The organism is Mycobacterium sp. IDUB_5, assembly GCF_055419565.1.
In genome coordinates this window covers 474,287-492,113 of sequence record NZ_JBVAXX010000005.1, presented here as the reverse complement: position 1 = coordinate 492,113, position 17,827 = coordinate 474,287, and the positions used below count along the sequence as shown (strand labels likewise).

At 64.0% G+C, this 17,827-nt stretch carries 16 protein-coding genes; 9 read left to right on the top strand and 7 right to left on the bottom strand.

Features of this window, described 5'->3' with window-relative positions; translation table 11 throughout:
• Positions 1-21: 21 nt before the first annotated feature.
• The 3 genes from ACZY1G_RS19155 to ACZY1G_RS19145 all read left to right on the top strand — a co-directional run bounded on the left by ACZY1G_RS19155 (position 22) and on the right by ACZY1G_RS19145 (position 2,163).
• Positions 22-432 carry a PPOX class F420-dependent oxidoreductase gene (locus ACZY1G_RS19155; protein ID WP_463823318.1) on the top strand — a complete coding sequence of 137 codons (411 nt, stop codon included), beginning with the start codon at positions 22-24 and terminating at the stop codon, positions 430-432.
• A 225-nt stretch (positions 433-657) separates the two neighbouring features.
• On the top strand, positions 658-1,596 hold the full coding sequence (locus ACZY1G_RS19150) for an alpha/beta fold hydrolase (protein ID WP_463823317.1): 939 nt from the start codon (positions 658-660) through the stop codon (positions 1,594-1,596).
• A gap of 360 nt (positions 1,597-1,956) precedes the next feature.
• The gene (locus tag ACZY1G_RS19145; RefSeq protein WP_463816328.1) at positions 1,957-2,163 is read left to right on the top strand and encodes a hypothetical protein; all 207 of its coding nucleotides are present in this window, start codon (positions 1,957-1,959) and stop codon (positions 2,161-2,163) included.
• 125 nt (positions 2,164-2,288) lie between these two features.
• Here the strand turns inward: ACZY1G_RS19145 and ACZY1G_RS19140 are convergent, their stop codons facing one another.
• Entirely contained in the window at positions 2,289-3,434 is a 1,146-nt protein-coding gene (locus ACZY1G_RS19140) for a DmpA family aminopeptidase (RefSeq protein WP_463823316.1), read from the bottom strand.
• A 137-nt stretch (positions 3,435-3,571) separates the two neighbouring features.
• On the opposite strand from ACZY1G_RS19140, the gene ACZY1G_RS19135 reads away from it, so the two are divergent.
• On the top strand, positions 3,572-5,077 hold the full coding sequence (locus tag ACZY1G_RS19135) for an ABC transporter substrate-binding protein (RefSeq protein WP_463816326.1): 1,506 nt from the start codon (positions 3,572-3,574) through the stop codon (positions 5,075-5,077).
• 17 nt (positions 5,078-5,094) lie between these two features.
• Here the strand turns inward: ACZY1G_RS19135 and ACZY1G_RS19130 are convergent, their stop codons facing one another.
• The 5 genes from ACZY1G_RS19130 to ACZY1G_RS19110 form a co-directional block, all read right to left on the bottom strand.
• The gene (locus ACZY1G_RS19130; RefSeq protein ID WP_463816325.1) at positions 5,095-6,030 is read right to left on the bottom strand and encodes an oligopeptide/dipeptide ABC transporter ATP-binding protein; all 936 of its coding nucleotides are present in this window, start codon (positions 6,028-6,030) and stop codon (positions 5,095-5,097) included.
• Entirely contained in the window at positions 6,027-6,947 is a 921-nt protein-coding gene (locus ACZY1G_RS19125) for an ABC transporter ATP-binding protein (RefSeq protein ID WP_463816324.1), read from the bottom strand. The genes ACZY1G_RS19130 and ACZY1G_RS19125 overlap by 4 nt, the downstream gene beginning before the upstream one ends.
• 4 nt (positions 6,948-6,951) lie before the next feature.
• The gene (locus ACZY1G_RS19120) at positions 6,952-7,842 is read right to left on the bottom strand and encodes an ABC transporter permease (RefSeq protein WP_463823315.1); all 891 of its coding nucleotides are present in this window, start codon (positions 7,840-7,842) and stop codon (positions 6,952-6,954) included.
• Complete coding sequence (locus tag ACZY1G_RS19115; RefSeq protein ID WP_463823314.1) at positions 7,839-8,843, bottom strand: ABC transporter permease; 1,005 nt, start codon at positions 8,841-8,843, stop codon at positions 7,839-7,841. Before ACZY1G_RS19115 ends, ACZY1G_RS19120 begins: the two co-directional genes overlap by 4 nt.
• A gap of 112 nt (positions 8,844-8,955) precedes the next feature.
• Positions 8,956-10,272, bottom strand: coding sequence for an aspartate aminotransferase family protein (locus ACZY1G_RS19110; protein ID WP_463823417.1), 1,317 nt, complete (start codon positions 10,270-10,272; stop codon positions 8,956-8,958).
• Between the two features lie 111 nt (positions 10,273-10,383).
• Between ACZY1G_RS19110 and ACZY1G_RS19105 the strand changes: the two genes are divergently transcribed.
• From ACZY1G_RS19105 to ACZY1G_RS19085, 5 genes are all read left to right on the top strand, one after another.
• Positions 10,384-11,166 carry a FadR/GntR family transcriptional regulator gene (locus ACZY1G_RS19105; RefSeq protein WP_463816321.1) on the top strand — a complete coding sequence of 261 codons (783 nt, stop codon included), beginning with the start codon at positions 10,384-10,386 and terminating at the stop codon, positions 11,164-11,166.
• An 84-nt stretch (positions 11,167-11,250) separates the two neighbouring features.
• Positions 11,251-12,015, top strand: coding sequence for a gamma-glutamyl-gamma-aminobutyrate hydrolase family protein (locus ACZY1G_RS19100; RefSeq protein ID WP_463816320.1), 765 nt, complete (start codon positions 11,251-11,253; stop codon positions 12,013-12,015).
• Between the two features lie 93 nt (positions 12,016-12,108).
• Positions 12,109-14,253: an oxidoreductase gene (locus ACZY1G_RS19095; protein WP_463823313.1), complete on the top strand. Its 2,145-nt coding sequence runs from the start codon at positions 12,109-12,111 to the stop codon at positions 14,251-14,253.
• Entirely contained in the window at positions 14,253-15,611 is a 1,359-nt protein-coding gene (locus tag ACZY1G_RS19090) for an aldehyde dehydrogenase family protein (RefSeq protein ID WP_463816318.1), read from the top strand. Before ACZY1G_RS19095 ends, ACZY1G_RS19090 begins: the two co-directional genes overlap by 1 nt.
• Positions 15,612-15,689: 78 nt before the next feature.
• Complete coding sequence (locus ACZY1G_RS19085) at positions 15,690-16,967, top strand: glutamine synthetase family protein (protein WP_463823312.1); 1,278 nt, start codon at positions 15,690-15,692, stop codon at positions 16,965-16,967.
• 75 nt (positions 16,968-17,042) lie between these two features.
• Here the strand turns inward: ACZY1G_RS19085 and ACZY1G_RS19080 are convergent, their stop codons facing one another.
• Positions 17,043-17,825, bottom strand: coding sequence for a FadR/GntR family transcriptional regulator (locus tag ACZY1G_RS19080; RefSeq protein WP_463816316.1), 783 nt, complete (start codon positions 17,823-17,825; stop codon positions 17,043-17,045).
• Positions 17,826-17,827: the final 2 nt, after the last annotated feature.

The window sequence follows — 17,827 nt, the reverse complement described above, 5'->3', positions numbered from 1 at the left end:
ACCGACATGAAGGAGACCACCATGAGACTCGACGCCGACGCGCGCGCCATCATCGGCGACGGTGCCGACGCCACGCTGGTCACTCTCAATTCCGACGGCAGTCCACAGGTGTCGGTCGTGTGGATGGTGCTGCAGTCGACGCCCGACGGGGACGAACTGGTCACCGCTCATCTGGCGGAGTATCAGAAGACCCGCAATATCCGTCGGGACCCGCGCGTGGCGGTGACCATCTTGTCCAGGCAGCCCCATCCCGGAGCTCTGACCTCGTATTTGACCGTGACGGGTGAGGCCAGTGTCGTCGAGGGTGGCGCCCCCGAACTGTTGACCGAGTTGGCGGAGGTCATGCTCGGCTCCAGCGAACATTTCCCACCGAAGGATGCCCCGCCCGGCCTGCTGACCAGAATCCGTATCACCAAGGCGCGCATCATCTGAGCTCGGTGTCTCGAGTGAGCAAGACGGCCCCACTTGACTGATGAACGACACCGTTCGCTGACGAGCCGGTGCCTGCGTGGGCAACGGGTTTCGGAATGTCGTGCAGAAGGGCTGACCGGACGCGGTCAGCATCGGCGCCGCTCCGAGCAGTCCGACGTCGCGCTCACGTGCCGAGAGGGCAGGTGGTCGCGGTCGGTGTGATGCCCCTAGTGCCATGATCTTCGGGTGACCGAAGAGGCTTCTGCACGCGCGCCGGGCCAGGCGAGCGCCATCGCACCGCTCGACATCGCAGGCTCGGGTGTGTTGCCGCCGGTCGATTCCAGGGTGCGCCGGGCGTTCCGGTGGTTGGAGCGGCTGGCGCCGTGGGTGGGGTCGCGCTGGGCGGTCGAGCTGTGGTGCACACCGCCGGTGCTGGAATCAGCTCTGCGTATGCCTCCCGGCGTCGGTCCGGGTGAGCCCATCGACGCCTACTGGGGTGACGGACACCGGGTGGTGGGCGAGCAGTGGGGCGACGGGCCGCCGGTGTACCTGGTGCATGGCTGGGGCGGGCAGCGCGCGCACCTTGCGGTATTCGTCAAACCGTTGATAAAGAGTGGCTTTCGAGCTATTGCTTTCGATCTACCCAGCCACAACGCATCCGAGCCGGGGGAGCTGGCGCCCGGGCGCACCACCGCCACTGAGTGCGCCGACGCGATTGCGGCGATGATCCGGGCACACGGTCCCGCCCACGCGGTGGTGGCGCATTCGTTGGGGGCCAATGCGACTGCACTCGCTGCGGCAGACGGTGCACCCGTCGGGCGACTGGTGTTGTTGGCTCCCATGGGTGACTTCCCTTTGTACCTGGATCTTTTCGCTGCGCGACACGACTTCGGTCCCCGGATTCGTGGCGGTTTACACCGTCGTCTGGAGAGGCGGATCGGCATGCGGCTGGCCGAGACCAACATGTCGCACCTCGGCCGCCGCGCGAACTATCCGCCGTTGCTGCTCATCCACGACCCCGATGACCCGGATAGCCCGTACGCCGCGACGGCGCGACTGTCGACCATCTGGCCGGGCGCTCAATTGATGACGACCCGGGGGCTTGGCCGGCTGGCGCACTACCGAATCCTGCGGCACCGTCCGGCGATCGACGCCGGGATGGAGTTCATCGGCTCGCCCGGCTAGGCCCGTCGAGGATGGACTGACAAACCGGTCACTGGGGAGCGTTCTCCCATGTCGCGGGTGTTGTCCTCGACGTGTATGACACTGCAGCATTCGCGATGACCAGTTGCGTGCACCGCGGGATGCAGAGTCCTCGCTGCAGAACGAGAATGGAATACTCGCTGGATATCCAATTCAGTTGTGATTCAACGTGGTTTTGGAGGGGCGGGCGTCAAGACTTGCCGGGGGCTGTTCGAGCCGGCACCGGCGCGGCGAGCTGCCAGATTGGCGCGATAGCCACGCTGGCCCAACGCCCTTCAGGCCGGTCCCGAGGCGCCGGCCTCGCCGCTGCTGCGCAGGCGGACGTCGGGGCGCACACCAAAGATGACACCGGCCCCGATCGCCAAGGCCGAGCGGATGTATGACTCGCGCCAATTAGCCGTGGGTGAGATCGCCGCTTCCTGCTCGGTCACCCCGACGATCAATTATCGCCGCTTCAAGGCCGACCAAGTCGGCCCAAATCCGCGAAATCCGATCAAGTTCAACAATGTCGGCGACAAGCATTCAGCGCAAGTCGACGCGCATGTCTAGCGACTAACCGCGGCCTAGAGTGTCTGCCACCGACAACCTGCCCTATGGGCCGTGCGTGCGCAGTCGAAGCTTTCGCGGACGTCGTCTCGGTGCCTGCGCCGGATGTCGCTCGCGGCCGTGTGCAGCTACCCCCGGAGGAGCTCGTCGAGGCGACGCAGCGGAAGGGCTGGAAGTCGGTGGCCGTCGCGGCCCGTCATCTCCTCGTTGACCACCATCGAATTGATAATGGCTTCTTCGACCGCTTGCACGGCGGCGGTGTAAAGATCGTCCATACGTCCCCAGGGGATGAAGGACAACGATTTCACATCCGGTTCGCCTCGCGGATAGTCGCTCGACAGTCCCGGCGCCGGCGCGGTTGAGAAGGCCAGGAAAATGTCCCCTGAGAAGTGGCTGCCCGTGGTCCCGGTCCTAGCTATTCCCAGGGGGACTCGTCGCGCCAGAGCCTTGCACTGGCCAGGGAGCAGCGGCGCGTCGGTTGCCACTAGGACGATGAGTGACCCTGCGCCGGGTGGAACAGGTGTTGTGGGATCTGCTCCGTGCCACGGCTCGGCGATCGGATTGTCCTGTGCGAGAGAAGGACCAACATGCGTTCCGGAGATGGTGAGTTCGGTGCGGACCCCGAAATTCGTCTGGGCGAACACCGCGACCGTGTAGGACGTGGTGCCGTAAGCCACCAGCCGCGACGAGGTGCCGTTACCGCCGCTGTAGTCATAACAGCTCATTCCCGTACCGCCGCCAACGGACCCTTCGGCGACCGGTCCGCTTGTCGCGCCATCGAGTGCTGCGCGAACGTGCGCCTCGGTCACGTGGTGTCCGTTGATGTCGTTGAGGTAACCGTCGTAGGTCTCGGCGCAGATTGGAAGCAGCCACCGCCGTGACAACCGCGGATCGACGTCGTTGGCCCAGGCGATGACGGCCGCGTGGCAGGTACCGATGGCATGCGTATTGGAAAGCACCACCGGCATGTCCAGGTAGCCTGCCTCGTCGACCCATGTAGTGCCGGTCATCTCGCCGTTGCCGTTCAGGGAGTACCAGCCGGCCGCGCAGGGTTCTCCAAGGCCGGATCTGCCGCGCGGCAGGACAGCGGTAACGCCGGTTCTGACTGGGCCCTTGCCTACCACCAATGAGCCGTCCCCTTCGATCAGGGTGGTGGTACCCACCTCGATGCCGGGAACGTCGGTGATGGCATTGAGGGCACCGGGATCGCCTCCGAAGGAGATGCCCAGTGCGCGGGCGCGCGGACGTCCATCGGGGGAGTGCGTTGCTGTCACGATCGGTCCTGACTCTTGGTTCGGAGTGGCCCGCGCGGTCCGCGAGGGGCGCAGTCCTTGACGGCGCGGATTCCATGATGCAGCATAAAGGCTCCGAACAAGAGCCAAAGAGCCTTTGTTTATAGGGGAGCGTGACGATGAATCTTCGAGCTGTCGCGACGGTCTGTCTCGCGATGGGGCTGGCCTTATCGGGCTGCAGTCCAGCATCCATTCGCAGCGGTGGCGCGGGGGACACCCTGACGATGTCACTCGCCGCCCCGGTCGACACACTGGACCCGTCTGTGGCCTATCAGACCGGATCGTTCGCCGTTCTAGCCAACATCTTTCAAACGCTGGTCGCGCTCGACCCCAAAGGCGCCATCGTTCCCGGGCTCGCCACCAAGTACGAAGTCGACGCGCCAGCGCACACCATCACCTTCGCCCTGGACCCCGCGGCCAAGTTCTCCGACGGCAAGCCGGTCACTTCGGCCGACGTCGCTTTCTCGGTCGACGTGTGGAAGCAAAGCGCCTCCTACGGTTCCTGGTACGCATCCATCGACCGGGTTACCACTCCGGATCCGCACTCGGCGATCCTGCACCTCAGCTCCACCGGCCTGGCGTCATTGGGGGTCTTGGCCATCGGCACGGCGTCGATCCTCCCCAAGGACTTCGCGGGGATGTCGCGGGAAGACTTCTTCCGAAAGCCGGTCGGATCCGGCCCCTACGCAGTTGAATCGGCCCGATTGTCCGAGCAGGTCGTAGTCGTTGCCAATCCCCACTACGGCAGGCGCGACGACATGTTCTTCAAAAGGGTCGAGTTCGACGTAATCCCCGATGCCAATCAGCGCCTGGTGCAATTTCAATCGAAACAGCTCGACATCGTGAGCGAGATCAGCCCGACCGACGCGGTGCAGTATCCGCAGGAGGTTTTGCGGCGTTCTCCGTCGTTCTGGCAAGATCTGCTGATTGTCAACGTGCGCGATGCGGTGCTGGCCTCACCGGATATGCGCCGAGCCATCTCGTTGGCGGTCGACCGCGAGGCCCTTGTTTCGAGCGTTTACAAGGGTGAAGCGGTATCCGCGACAACCGTTGCGCCACAGATCGTTCCCAACGTCATGCCATGCCCGACGTGCGACTGGGGTCGTCATGACGTTCCAGAGGCGAAGCGACTCGTCAGCTCAGCCGGCTACACCGGCCAGCCCATCACCATCCTCACCGGCGGCGGATCGACCGATCTTGCCGGCCAGGCGTTGGTCCCCATGCTGGCATCGGTGGGCATCAACGCGGTGATCGAGAAAGTCGAAGGTGCGACGCAAACTGACAGGTTGACCAAGGGGGAGTACCAGCTGGCACTGTTGGAGAACACCGCGCTGGCGCCCACCCCTCTGGACCCGGTCGGATTCTTGGCCGATACGGAGAACTATTACGCCGGTGACGACGCCACGGCGGCCCGTGCTGCTGTTCAGATGCTCTACGACGCCCAGAATCAGAACGAGCTACAAGCCGCGAGCGAGTTCTACGAGCGGTGGGCCTACGACAGCGCTTCGGTGATACCGCTGGTCTCCAAGAAACAAACCTTCGCGGTGCAGGCTGGCATCGAGGGTTTCGAAGCACCTGTGTCAACAGGCTTTTCGGTCGCTCCGCTCAGCCGCGCCTCCTCCTGACCGCATCCCGCCCTAGTTCAGAGTCGCGGCGCGGGCAGCACACAGGCCACTTGGTGGTCGGATCCGGCGGAGCGCAAGACCGGGTCGTGACTGTCGCATCCTGTGATGGCTTCCGGGCAACGAGGGTGGAAACGGCATCCGCTCGGGATGTCGAACGCGCTCGGCAATTCACCGTGCAGGACTTCCGAGGCCGGCGCATCAGCTGTGGTGCGGATCGTCGGTGCAGCGCGCAGGAGCGCTCGAGTGTACGGATGTCCCGGCGACCGGAAGATTTGATCGGCCGGCGCCACCTCGACGACGCGACCCAAATACATCACGGCCACGTCGTCACACACCGCGCGGACGACACCCAGATCGTGCGAGATGAATACTAGTGTCAATCCCAACTGCTCCTGTAGTTCGACCAGGAGATTGACGATGGTTGCCTGAACCGACACGTCGAGGGCCGCCACCGCCTCGTCGGCGACCAGCACGTCGGGCTCGACTGCGAGGGCCCGCGCAATCGACACTCGCTGTCGCTGTCCCCCGGAAAGCACTCTGGGCCTTTGCTCGAGCACGTACTGGGGTAGCCCCACCAGGTCGACCAGTTCACGAACGCGTGTGTGGAGAGCGTCGCGGCTTCGATGGCCGTGTGCGACGAGCAGTTCGCGCAGCATAGAGCCCACGGTCATGCGTGGGTTCAACGAGGAGGTCGGGTCCTGGAACACCATCTGGATGCGGCGACGTTGCTCCCTCGAGCGGTGTGCGCCTGCAGGACTACCGTCTATCAGCACCTCGCCCGCGCAGGGTTTCTGTAGACCGACCATGACGCGCGCCAAAGTCGATTTGCCACAACCAGACTCGCCGACAATACCGATGGCCGTTCCGCGGTCAACCGCAAAGCTGACCTCGTCCACCGCGGTGAGTCCGCTAAAGCGCACGCACACGTCGTTCAGCTCGATTATCGGAGTCATCGCACCGCCTCTGAGACGACTTCCTGCCGCCGGCAGGCTGATTGGTGCCGTTCTGCAACAGTGCGCAACGGCGGCCTCGCGGTCGTGCATTCCTCCTCGCTCATCGCACAGCGGGGAGCGAAGACACAACCCGGGGGCCGGGAACCGACATCGGGCGGAAGGCCGGGAATGGTGGTCAAGCGGCCCTTGGGTCGACCGGCGTCCGGAGCCGCCGAAAGAAGACTCCGGGTGTACGGATGGCGGGGGAGGGTCAGCAATTGCGACGCCGCACCGACTTCCACGAAGCTACCGCTGTACATGACCGCCACGTCGTCGGCGATGCGGGAGATCACCGCCAGGTCATGGCTGACGAACACCATGGCCAGGTCGCGCTCGACACGGAGCCTCTCCAGCAGCGACAGTACCTGGTCCTGGATCGTGACATCGAGCGCCGTGGTCGGTTCGTCACACAGCAACACCTGCGGCTCCACCGACAACGCCATTGCGATCATGACGCGCTGCCGCAGACCGCCCGAAAGTTCGTGAGGCCAGCTGTTCGCTCGCCGCCGCGGGTCGGGTACGCCCACCTCGGCCAACAGTTCCAGTGCTCGGGCACGCAGCTTCGATCTCGGAACCCGTTGAGCACGAAGACCTTCAGCCACCAATTCACCGACACGCATGGCCGGATTCAGAGCGCTCATGGCGTCTTGGAAAATCATCGAGAGCGTCCCGGCCGCGACCGTCCCGGCGGTGATTCGTGCCGGCGCCAGTCCCATGATCGCGCGCAGGGTCATGCTTTTGCCGCTGCCGGACTCACCCACGATGCCCAGGCAGCGGCCCGCATGCAGCTCGAATGTCACGTTCTCGACGATTCGGGCGCGCCGAGTTCGACCAGCCGCGACCGTCAACCCCCGCACGCCCAGCACCGGCACGGTCATACGTTCAGCTTCCTTTCAGCCGGTCGTCGAGGCCGTCGCCGATGAGCGCCAAAGCGACACCGAGAACGCAGATCACGATGCCGGGGGCGACGACGAGCCACCAACTGGTCACCATCGCCTGACTGCCGTCGGCAATCATCGATCCCCATTCCGGCACTCCGGGCGGCACGCCTAGGCCGATGAAGGACAGGGTCGACAGGGCCAGGATGGCAAGGGCGATGTCCACGCAGGCGTAGACCAGAACTTGTCCGATGCTGTTGGGCAGGACGTGCCGGGCGATGATACGAGGAACCGGCAGCCCACCCGCTCGGGCTGCTTCGTAGTAGCCCAAGGACGTGACCCGTCGCACTTCTGCGTTCAAAAGTCGCGCATAGACCGGCCATCCCACCAACGCGAAGCCCAGGAGCACAGGCGCCTCACCTGGCCCGAGGAAGAGAACGCCGTCACCAGGCCCCATCAGACCCACCAGCACCATGAACAAAACGAGAACAGGGAAAGCAAGCACGACGTCAGCGAGCCGCATCAGAGCGGCACGAACCCACGGGTGAGCCATCCCTGCGATCAGGCCGACGGTACTGCCGATGACCATCGGCAACACCGCACCCAGCACCCCCACCCGCAAGTCCACCCGGGTGGCGTATACCAGGCGCGAGAACACGTCTCGGCCGAGGCTGTCGGTGCCGAGCAGGTGCTCGCCATCCGGTGCTACCAGCGCATTGGCGAGGTCCTGGTGCATCGGGTCGAAAGGCGCGATCAGGCTCGGCGCCGACGCCACCACCAGGAACGCCGCGACGACGAGTCCGCCGGCGAGCAACTTTCCCAGTCCCCGCGAGCTGCGGCGACTTTCGGGCACCATCCGCCGAGGCCCGGTGGTGCGATCTGCGGTTGTCGTCATCGCGTCCTCTGTCGGGGGTCCAGCCACTTCGCCGCGCCGTCGGCTAGGGAGTTGGCGATGACGACGGCTACGGAGAACAGCAGCGCGAGTCCCTGGACGACGGAGACATCTCTGTGGCGGGCTCCGTCGATCAGCGCCGAGCCCAGCCCGGGAATGTCGAAGGCGTATTCGATGACGACCACGTCGAACAGGAGCAGACCGAAGAGCACGGCAAGAATGGCGATCGACGGTCCCACGGCATTGCGCAGGATGTGGTGCGTGGTCAAGCGCCACCGGCGGACCTTGAGAGCACGCGCCACTGCGACGTAGTCGGATTCAAGGATTTCTATGAGACTGCTCCGCAGACTGCGAACCAGCAACGGAGCGGTGGTGAAGCCGATAGTCAGCGAGGGAAGTACCAGGGAGCGAACGAGGTCGTCGGGCGTCGAACCCAACCCAGAGACGGGAAACCATCCGGTCTGGAGGGCGACGAACCGAATGGCGATGAACGCCACCCAGAACGATGGTAGGAAGAGGGCCACGAGAGCCAGCGCTCGAATAGTTTGGTCTGCCATGCGATCTCGCCGCGCGGCGGAGATCAGGGCAAGGGGAACGGCGATCGCTACACTAGCCGTTAAGCCACCGGCCAGCAGCATCAGGCTCAGCGGTGCACGTTCGGCGATCAGAGCCGCCACCGACCGGCCATCCCAGGACTGACCGAGATCACCGCGAAGAACGCCGGCCATGTAGCTCACGTACTGCACGAACAAGCTTCGATCGAGTCCCATCTGCGAACGAAGCTCTGCCAGCGCCGGCAGGCTGGCGCGGGGACCGAGTTTGATTTGGGCCGGATCGCTGGGCAGTACACGGGTCGCCACGAATACCGCGACCGACACGATAAGCAGAACCACCAGCAGCTGGGCGAACCACCGCGCCACGGCGATCGATGTGCCGCTGCTGACCGTTGGCCGGAAGGCGCCAGCTCGGGCGCGGCCCGCAGGCGATGGTGAGACGGTGTGCACGCTCAATTTCCTAACAGGGTTCCGAAGAATCACGAGGCGCTGGCGATTAAAGGCTCCAATGCAAGTCCATTAAACCTAGGATAGGAGCGGCCGTGCGTCAACCTTCGAACAGTCAGCCGTGTGCCGCGCCCGATGCAACGACGGCGCCGATGGATGCCTGCAGAGTGTCCAGTCCGCGATGCAGGTCGGTCTCGGTGATGGTCAACGGCGGGGCGATGCGGAAGATGCCGCCCATCCCCGGAAGTTGCACGATGTTCATGTGCAGACCACGCGACAAGCATTCCGCGGTGATCGTGGCTCCGAGCCGATCTGCAGGAGTCTTGCTGTGCTTGTCGCGGACCAGTTCCACACCTTGGAGAAGTCCACGACCCCGTACGTCGCCGACGACTTCGAATCGGTCGCGGATCTCAATCAGCCGTTGAGTCAGCTGCGCACCAAGCTGCGCCGCGCGGGCCACCAGCCCCTCTCGCTCGATGACGTCGAGAACAGTGAGTGCGACCGCGCCGGCAAGCGGGTCGGACACGTGTGTGGTGAAGAACAAGAAACCCCGGTCATGGCAGCTCTGTTCGATCTCTGCCGTGGTGATCGTGGCCGCCACCGGTAGGCCGGCCCCCAACGTCTTTGACAGCGTCAGGATGTCGGGGACGATACCGTCCCGCTCGAAGGCGTACATGGAGCCGGTCCTGCCGAGGCCGGTCTGGGCTTCGTCGACGATCAGCAGCATTCCACGCTGCTCGCACATCGACTTGAGCTCGCGGAAGTAGCCCGCAGGCGGTTCGATGATTCCGCCCGACGACAGGATCGGCTCAACGATGCAGGCCGCCAGACTGCCTGACGACTGGCGGTCGACCAACGCGAATCCGTAGGCGAGTTCGGCTTCCCAGTCGTAGGACTGGTCGGGCTTGCGGAACGGCGACCGGTAGGCATTCGGCGTGGGCAGCGTGAGGTTTCCCGGGACCGGTGGGCCGTAACCTCGGCGCCCAGCAGAGAAGGTAGCCGCCGCCGCCCCGGAAGTCATGCCATGCCAAGACCGGTCGAACGAGACCACCTCGTACTTTCCGGTGTAGAGCTTCGCAATCTTGAGCGCGGCTTCGTTCGCTTCGGCGCCGGTGGTCAACAGCATGGACTTTTGCAGGGGAGCGGGAAGCGTCGCCGCCAGTCTGGTGGCCAACTGCACCACCGGCGCGCTCAACATGCCGCTGTAGAGATGGTCCAACGACGCAATGGCACTCGAGGTGGCAGAGACGATCTCCGGATGGCAATGGCCAAGAATGGAACTCATCTGGCCGGAGGTGAAGTCGAGGATGGCCTCGCCCGCCGAGTCATAGACGTACGAACCCTGTGCCCGTTCGATCACACGCGGAGTAAATGTAGCCCCGTAGCGAATGACGTAGTCGTCGACGGCGTTCCAGAATGATCCCTCGGCCACCAGATGCCACCTTCCAAAGTCTCTCCGCGGTTCAGCAGCATTCCGCCTGCATGGGCACAGGAGCTCTGCCAGGCCCCTGGCTTTGCGGTACCAATTGCGTACCATAAACGGATGTCTACTGTGGACGAAGGCGGCGCACCGACACAGAACAGGGAGCCGTTGATGGCTTTCACGCCGATCGAACCGGTGCGTGCGCATGAGTACGTGGCCGAGCAACTGCGCCACCACATCCTGCTCGGGCTCATTCCGGTCGGTGCAGCACTGCCAACGGAACGTGACCTCGCTCAGATGCTGCGAGTCGGTCGCAACACCATCAAGGCAGCCCTGCACATCCTCGAGTTGGAGAAGTTGATCGAGACACGCCGCGGCCGCTCTGGGGGGACCTTCGTCACCGACCCTCGTCTAGATGGCGACGGCCACGAGCGGCGGTTGCTGGAGATTCGACTGGCAGGCGACGAGCTCGAAGATGCTGTCCGATTCCGCAGGATCATTGAGGAAGGCGCAGCTGCCGAAGCCGCACGAACCGCAGACTCGGACTGCCTCAATCGGCTCAGAGGGCTGATGACGCGGATGCGCGAGACCGACGATCCTCTCCAATTTCACCAGCTGGATACGGAATTCCATATTTTGATCGCCAAATCTACTGGCATCGAACACCTTGCGGCAGCCGTGCGGCAAGTGCGCATCACCCTCAACCAAGCCATCTGGGCGCAACCCGGAACTGCCATGTGGCACGAACGGATCAACAGCGAGCACGAAGCGATTCTCGACGCCATCTACGCCTCCGATCCGGTTCGGGCAGCGCGAGCCATGGGCGAGCACCTCGGACCAACCGAAGCCGGGGTTCGGGTCCTGATCGGCACCTCCAGCTCCTACCGCGCCAAGGGCAGCTGAGCACCGTCAGCCCGGGCTCGACCGGAGATGCCGTGAGCTGCGTTAGTCTATGGCTTTAATAAGGAGCCATAGAAAGGTATTCATGTGCCTCGCCCCGGAGCCGTCATCGCCGTCTGCACGAACCTGGAACGCGCTCGTTGGGGCTTCTGGGACGCCGAGGCGGCCATCGCGCCCGGCAACTACCTGCGCGCCATATCCAGGTCCCACGCACTGTCGGTGCTGATTCCACCGACATCCTCATCCAGCGCACACGTCCATACCGTGCTGGATCGGGTGGACGGCGTGCTGCTCATCGGTGGTGTCGATGTGGACCCCGCGATCTACGGCGCGCGGCGCGAAGAACACACCGAAGCGAGCAATCCAGAAAGAGACGAACACGAACTCGCCGTCGCAGCGGCTGCGCTGCAACGTGACATTCCCCTGCTCGGAATCTGCCGGGGCATGCAGATTCTGAACGTCGCCCTCGGAGGCACACTGATTCAGCATCTCGACAACGCACAGCGTGCTGTTCACCGTCGGGCACTGGGCACTTTCTCGGGAACGGAGCACACGGTGGCGGTGCATGCCGGGTCTGCCCTATTCGACGCTATCGGCGAGGCGGACCACCAAGTCCACTGTCACCATCACCAAGCTGTCGACCGCCTCGGCGATCATCTGCGTGCCGTCGCGCACGCTGGCGATGGGGTCATCGAAGCGGTCGAGTCGAGCAGGCACACCTACGCCGTTGGCGTGCAATGGCATCCGGAAGCCAATGACCGGAGCCGAGTCATTGGGAGCCTGATCGACGCCGCGCGACGCCGTCGTGGCATCGGTTCCCCGCTTTCGTGGCGGGAAACGCCGGGCAGCTGACAGCCAACTCCTTCTAATGTTGACACCCTCGCCGGGCCATCGTAGATTTGGCCTCGTTACGAGGCCATAAAGCCGAGCTGTGGTGCGTATCGATTGCGCGACCGGCCCAACGATGGGAACAACATGACGCGGCCAGAGCACGCTGCGCTCTTCGAACCACTTGCCATTGGACCGAAGATCTTGCGAAACCGCTTCTATCAGGTACCCCACGGGCCTGGATTCGGTACGGAAAAATACCGAACGCGCGCCCGTTACGCCGCCACCCAAGCCGAAGGGGGCTGGGCCGCAGTGTCGACGGGCATCTGCACGATCAGTCCCGATGCCGACATCACGCCCGTGCGTACCGAGCGGATGTGGGACGACGAAGACGTCGCGCGGCTGGCTGTGTTCGCTGACGGGGTTCATCAGCACGGAGCCTTGGCGGCGATCGAACTCGGCCACGGCGGTGCCGACGCCAGTGCCAGGGAATCACGGTGGCCGTTGATCGGACCGAGCCAGCTGGCCAGCGATGCCCACGCCACTCGTGTACCCAAGCAGATGGAACTCACCGACATCCGCCGGGTTCAGCATGATTGGGTCGAAGCAGCGCGCCGGTCGAGGGAGGCCGGCTTCGACATCGTCTACGTCTACGGTGGCCACACCCATCTGCCGACACAGTTCCTGTCCCGGTTCTACAACCACCGCACAGACCAGTACGGCGGGAACCTTCGCAATCGCGCACGATTCTGGCTCGAGACCACCGAGATGGTACGCGCCGCGGTAGGCGAGGACTGCGCGATCGCAATTCGCATGGGGGTAACCCCGGAAGGGCCGGTCGGAGTCGGTATCGAAGAAACACTCGAATTCGTCTCGCTGACAGATCATCTGGTAGACCTGTGGGACATTCACGTCGGAACCCAGGTCACCTGGTCCCTGGATTCGGGGCCGTCTCGCTTCGTCACACAGGGTTCCCAACTGCGCTGGTCTAGCCAGGTCCAAGCAATTACTCCCACGCCCGTCGTGGGTGTGGGGCGGATGACCAACCCCGATGAGATGGCTCGCATCATCCGCACGGGTGAACTGGCACTGATCGGCGCGGCCCGCCCCTCGATTGCCGACCCCTTCCTACCTCGCAAAGTCGAGTCGGGTCATATCGACGACATCCGCGAGTGCATCGGGTGCAACGTATGTATCGCCACTGGGAACCTGGGTCACCTCTCGTGTACGCAGAACCCAACGGCAGGAGAGGAATACCGCCGCGGGTGGCACCCGGAGACGATGGTGTCCATCGCCGCACGGGACACGCCGGTGCTAGTAGTGGGCGGCGGTCCTGCAGGGATGGAATGCGCGATGGTGCTCGGCAAGCGCGGGCTTGATTACGTCCATCTTGTCGACGCCGGTGCGCACCTCGGTGGAGCGCTTCGATGGATGTGTCGGCTACCGGGCCTCGGAGAGTGGGCTCGCGTGTGGGAGTGGCGGGAAACCCAGCTGCGTCAACTGCGCAACGTCCAAGTGGCCTGTGGAAATCGGCTGGAACTGGCGGACGTCCTTGACTACGGTGCGCAGATCGTTGTGATCGCCTCGGGTTCTCGCTGGGCCACTGATGGAATGAATCATTTGACACACGAAGCGATCCCCGGCTGCGACGCCCGGTGCGACCACGTGCTGACACCCGAACAGATCATGGTGCAGGGCAAGTTACCCCCAGGGCGTCGGGTCGTGGTCTATGACTCCGAGGGATACTTCATGGGCAGCGCGCTCGCCGAACTCCTGCACGATGAAGGCTTCGACGTGCAGTTCGTCACGCCGTTTGCGACAGTGGCGCCTTTCGCCGACGAGACGCTTGAAGGTGGCTACGTACGGCAGCGACTGCGCCGTCTTCAGATCGAGGTGCGGCGAGACTGCCAGCTGCGTCGAGTCACGCGCTCTGGAGTCGTGCTCGACGAATATGGTGTGCATTTTGCTGTGCCCTCCGACGCTGTTGTCCTGGTGACGCAACGACTTTCCGAAGATGCCCTTTACCATGAGTTGGTCGGCGATGATCAACGGTTGGCCCGCTGCGGCATCACTGCGGTGTACCGGGTGGGGGATTGCGTGACTCCGCGACTGATCGCCGATGCGGTCTTCGATGGGTCCCGGCTAGCCCGCGAGATCGACACCGCCCGACCCTGGTTGCCCAGTCCCGTCCGTCGCGAAGAGGCGGCGGCGAGCCCCGTCGGCCGTCGAGGCACAGCGCTGACCGCACCGGGGCAAAAGTGATGAGTCAACATGGCGTCGTCAATCCGGCCACCGAGGAGGTGATCACCACCGTGCGCTGGGCCGACCGTGCCGCCACCGATCGTGCTATCGACCTAGCCGCCCAGGCGTACATCGGGTGGCGAGGTACGCCAGCCGCCACCCGCGGCAGACTGCTGCGCCGATTTGCCGCCGCGGTCGACGCCCATACCGACGAATTGGCTGATCTCGAAGTCGCCAACGCTGGCCACGTTCGCCGAAACGCAGTCGCCGAGGCAGGGCTCGTCCGAGACATCCTCGACTACTACTCGGGTGCTCCTGAACGCAATATCGGACAACAGATTCCGGTGCCAGGGGGTGTGAATGTCACCTTCCGCGAACCTCTCGGGGTGGTCGGCATCATCGTGCCGTGGAACTTTCCCATGCCGATCGCTGCGTTTGGGTTTGCGCCAGCCTTGGCTGCTGGAAATGTCGTCGTTCTCAAGCCGTCTGAACTGACGCCGTTGACAGCGATCAGGTTGGGTGAGCTCGCCGAGGAGGCCGGGATTCCCGAGGGTGTGTTCACGGTGCTCCCCGGGGAAGGAGCGGTCGTCGGTGAACGGTTCGTGTCGCATCCCGCCGTACGGAAAGTGTGCTTCACCGGGTCCACCGCCGTGGGCAGGCGAATCATGGCGGGATGTTCCGATCAGATCAAACGTGTCACGCTCGAACTTGGCGGCAAGAGTGCCATGATCGTCTTCGCCGATGCCGACTTAGCCGCTGCCGCGGCGAGCACCCCGTCCGCCGTCTTCGACAACGCCGGCCAGGATTGCTGCGCGCGGTCGCGGTTACTGCTGCAGCGCAACGTGTTCGATGAGTTCATGACCCTACTCGAAGCGCGTGTCGGGCAAATGCGCGTCGGCGATCCGGCCGATCCGGCCAGCGACATGGGTCCGTTGATCTCATCGGCGCACCGAGACCGGGTGCGCAGCTTCTTGACCGACTGTGCTGTGGCGTTTCAGGGATCAGCCCCGGACGGAGCGGGATACTGGTGCCCGCCGACGGTGGTCTCAGTACACGACCCCGCCGAGCGAGTCTGGCGCGAGGAAGTGTTCGGGCCGGTCCTGGCGGTCATGCCCTTCGGCGATGAGGCTGACGCCGTCGCGATGGCCAACGACACCGAATACGGACTGTCGGGTTCTGTGTTCACTCGCGACGTCGGCAGGGCGATGCGAGTTGCGCGGGCGGTGGAAACCGGCACGCTGAGCGTCAATTCGAACTCCTCGGTGCGTTATTGGACACCGTTCGGGGGCGTCAAGCAGTCGGGCATCGGCCGCGAGTTGGGACCCGAGGCGTTGATGTCGTTCACCGAGGAGAAAAATGTCTTCATTTCCGACCAATGACGCGTCACCCGGGTGCCGATCGGGGCGGGCTTTCGATCTCGCGGCGGGACAGTCGCCCTGTCCTCGAATGGAGAACACATGAGCTTCACATTTCTGGGCTTCACCGATGTCAACGGCGTCATCCGCGGAAAGTCTTACACGTACGCGGCATTCGATCGTCTCTGCGAGCAGCCACATGTGGCCACCCCTGACATCATCCTTGCCATTGACCCCGTCGACGCCCCGATCACGACGTTGCAGAACATCGGGCCTGCTGCGGGATCGGGCGACGTGCTGTTGATTGCCGACCAGTCCACACTGCGGCCCGTGTCTTGGCGGACCGATGGTCGGATCTGCCTTGGCGACCTGACCTGGTCCGATGGGTCTCCCTGTGATCTGTCCAGTCGTCAGGTTCTGCGAGCGGCACTCGGGCAGCTGGAGGAACTGGGGTTGCGGACCGTCGTGGCGTTCGAATATGAGTTGCGTTTGCGACGACTCGAGGATGGCAAGGCCGCGACGGGACCCCAGTGCTACAGCGCCGCAGGCGTCGATCAAATCGCCGAGTTCTGCGACCAACTGCACGCGGCCAGCGAAAGCCTCGACCTGGGCTTGTCCGTCATCCACACCGAGGGCGGAGCCGGGTTGGTCGAGGTCAACCTGGACCCGGCGCAGGGTCTGCGCGCGGCAGACAACGCCATATTGCTCAGATACGCGATACACGCAGTGGCACGTGAAAATGGTTTGCAAGCAAGCTTCCTCGCCAAACCCGTCCCTGGCGAGGAAGGATCGAGCGGGCATGTGCACCTGTCACTGTGGTCCGGTGACAACAATGTGATGATCCCGGATGACCCGATGACGCCCAACGTCACCATGCGTCATGCCATCGGGGGCATCTTGCGACATCTGCCCGCAATGTCGGCCATCATGAACCCGACAATCAACTCTTACAAGCGGCTGGTCCCTGGATTCTTTGCCCCCACCACGGCCAGCTGGGGTGTCGACAATCGCTCGACCTCAGTGCGCGCGGTGGCCTTGGCCGAACGCAACGCTCGAATCGAGGTACGCAGACCAGGAGCTGACACGAATCCCTATCTCGTCTTGTCGGCTCTCGTGGTGGCCGTCTGCGAAGGAATACGTGAGGCTGTCGAGCCGCCGGCGCCGGTGGCAGGCGACGCATCGACGCCTGCAGACGATCGTCACCTGCTACCCGCCAGTCTTGAATCGGCTGTCGCGGCGTTTCGCAACGATCCGGCGTTCACGACCCTGCTGGGAGACGATTTCGCCGAATACTACGCCCAGACCCGAGAATGGGAACTCCAGCAATGGCAGAACGCCGTGAGTGACTGGGAGTGCGCGCGTTACCGCTCCATCACGTGACACCAAGTCGGATCGTCGCCCCGGCCAAGGCCAGTCCGATGCCGCTGGTCGATCCAATACTCGGTTCCTGATCGCCTAGAGGGTCAGCTCAGCCGGGCTGGCCAGGACGAGCGCTTTCATCCGCCCGGCAACGTCGGACACCAGCGGTTCATAGGTCGCCATCAGGTTGCTCCGAGCGATCTTGCAGGCGGCAGCGCCATCGCCAGTCTCAACCGCGGCGAGGATCGCGCTGTGGCGCTCGATGGCCTTGTCTCGCGCATCCGGCCAGCCCAGCGACGGCAACCCGACATTTATGGTTGCTTTCGTGACGTCCCGCATCGCGGTGACCATCAGGGCGATCAACGGGTTGCCGCTGGCTGCTCCCTGAGCTTCGTGAAACATCACATCCGCTTTCTCCAGCTCGGCGAGGTTGGCGGCATGCCGCATACGGTCGAGTGCATCGCGCATCGATTCAATCGCTTCGCCACCCTGCTGCGCTGCATAGTAGGACGCCTGGCCTTCGAGTAGCATCCTCATCTCCACGACGTGGGCCAGCGATGCTGCCTTCCCCCGAAGCACGCCTTCGATGACGCGCGCGAGCCCCTTGGGGTAATGCGCGGTGATGATGCTTCCGTTCGGATTGCCCGGCCGGACCTCGATGAGACCGAGGCTCTCCGCCACGCGGAGCCCCTCACGTACCGTGGGCCGACTGATGTCGAACTGCTCGACCAGTTCGCGTTCGGACGGAAAACGGTCGCCGGGCGCGAATGTGCCGTCGGCAATGCTCTGTTCGATCTGCACGACCACGCGCTCGTGGGCGCGCCGTTTCTCGATCGGCTCGAAAGCCATCATCACCTCCGGGACGGTGCGGGACGCCATGG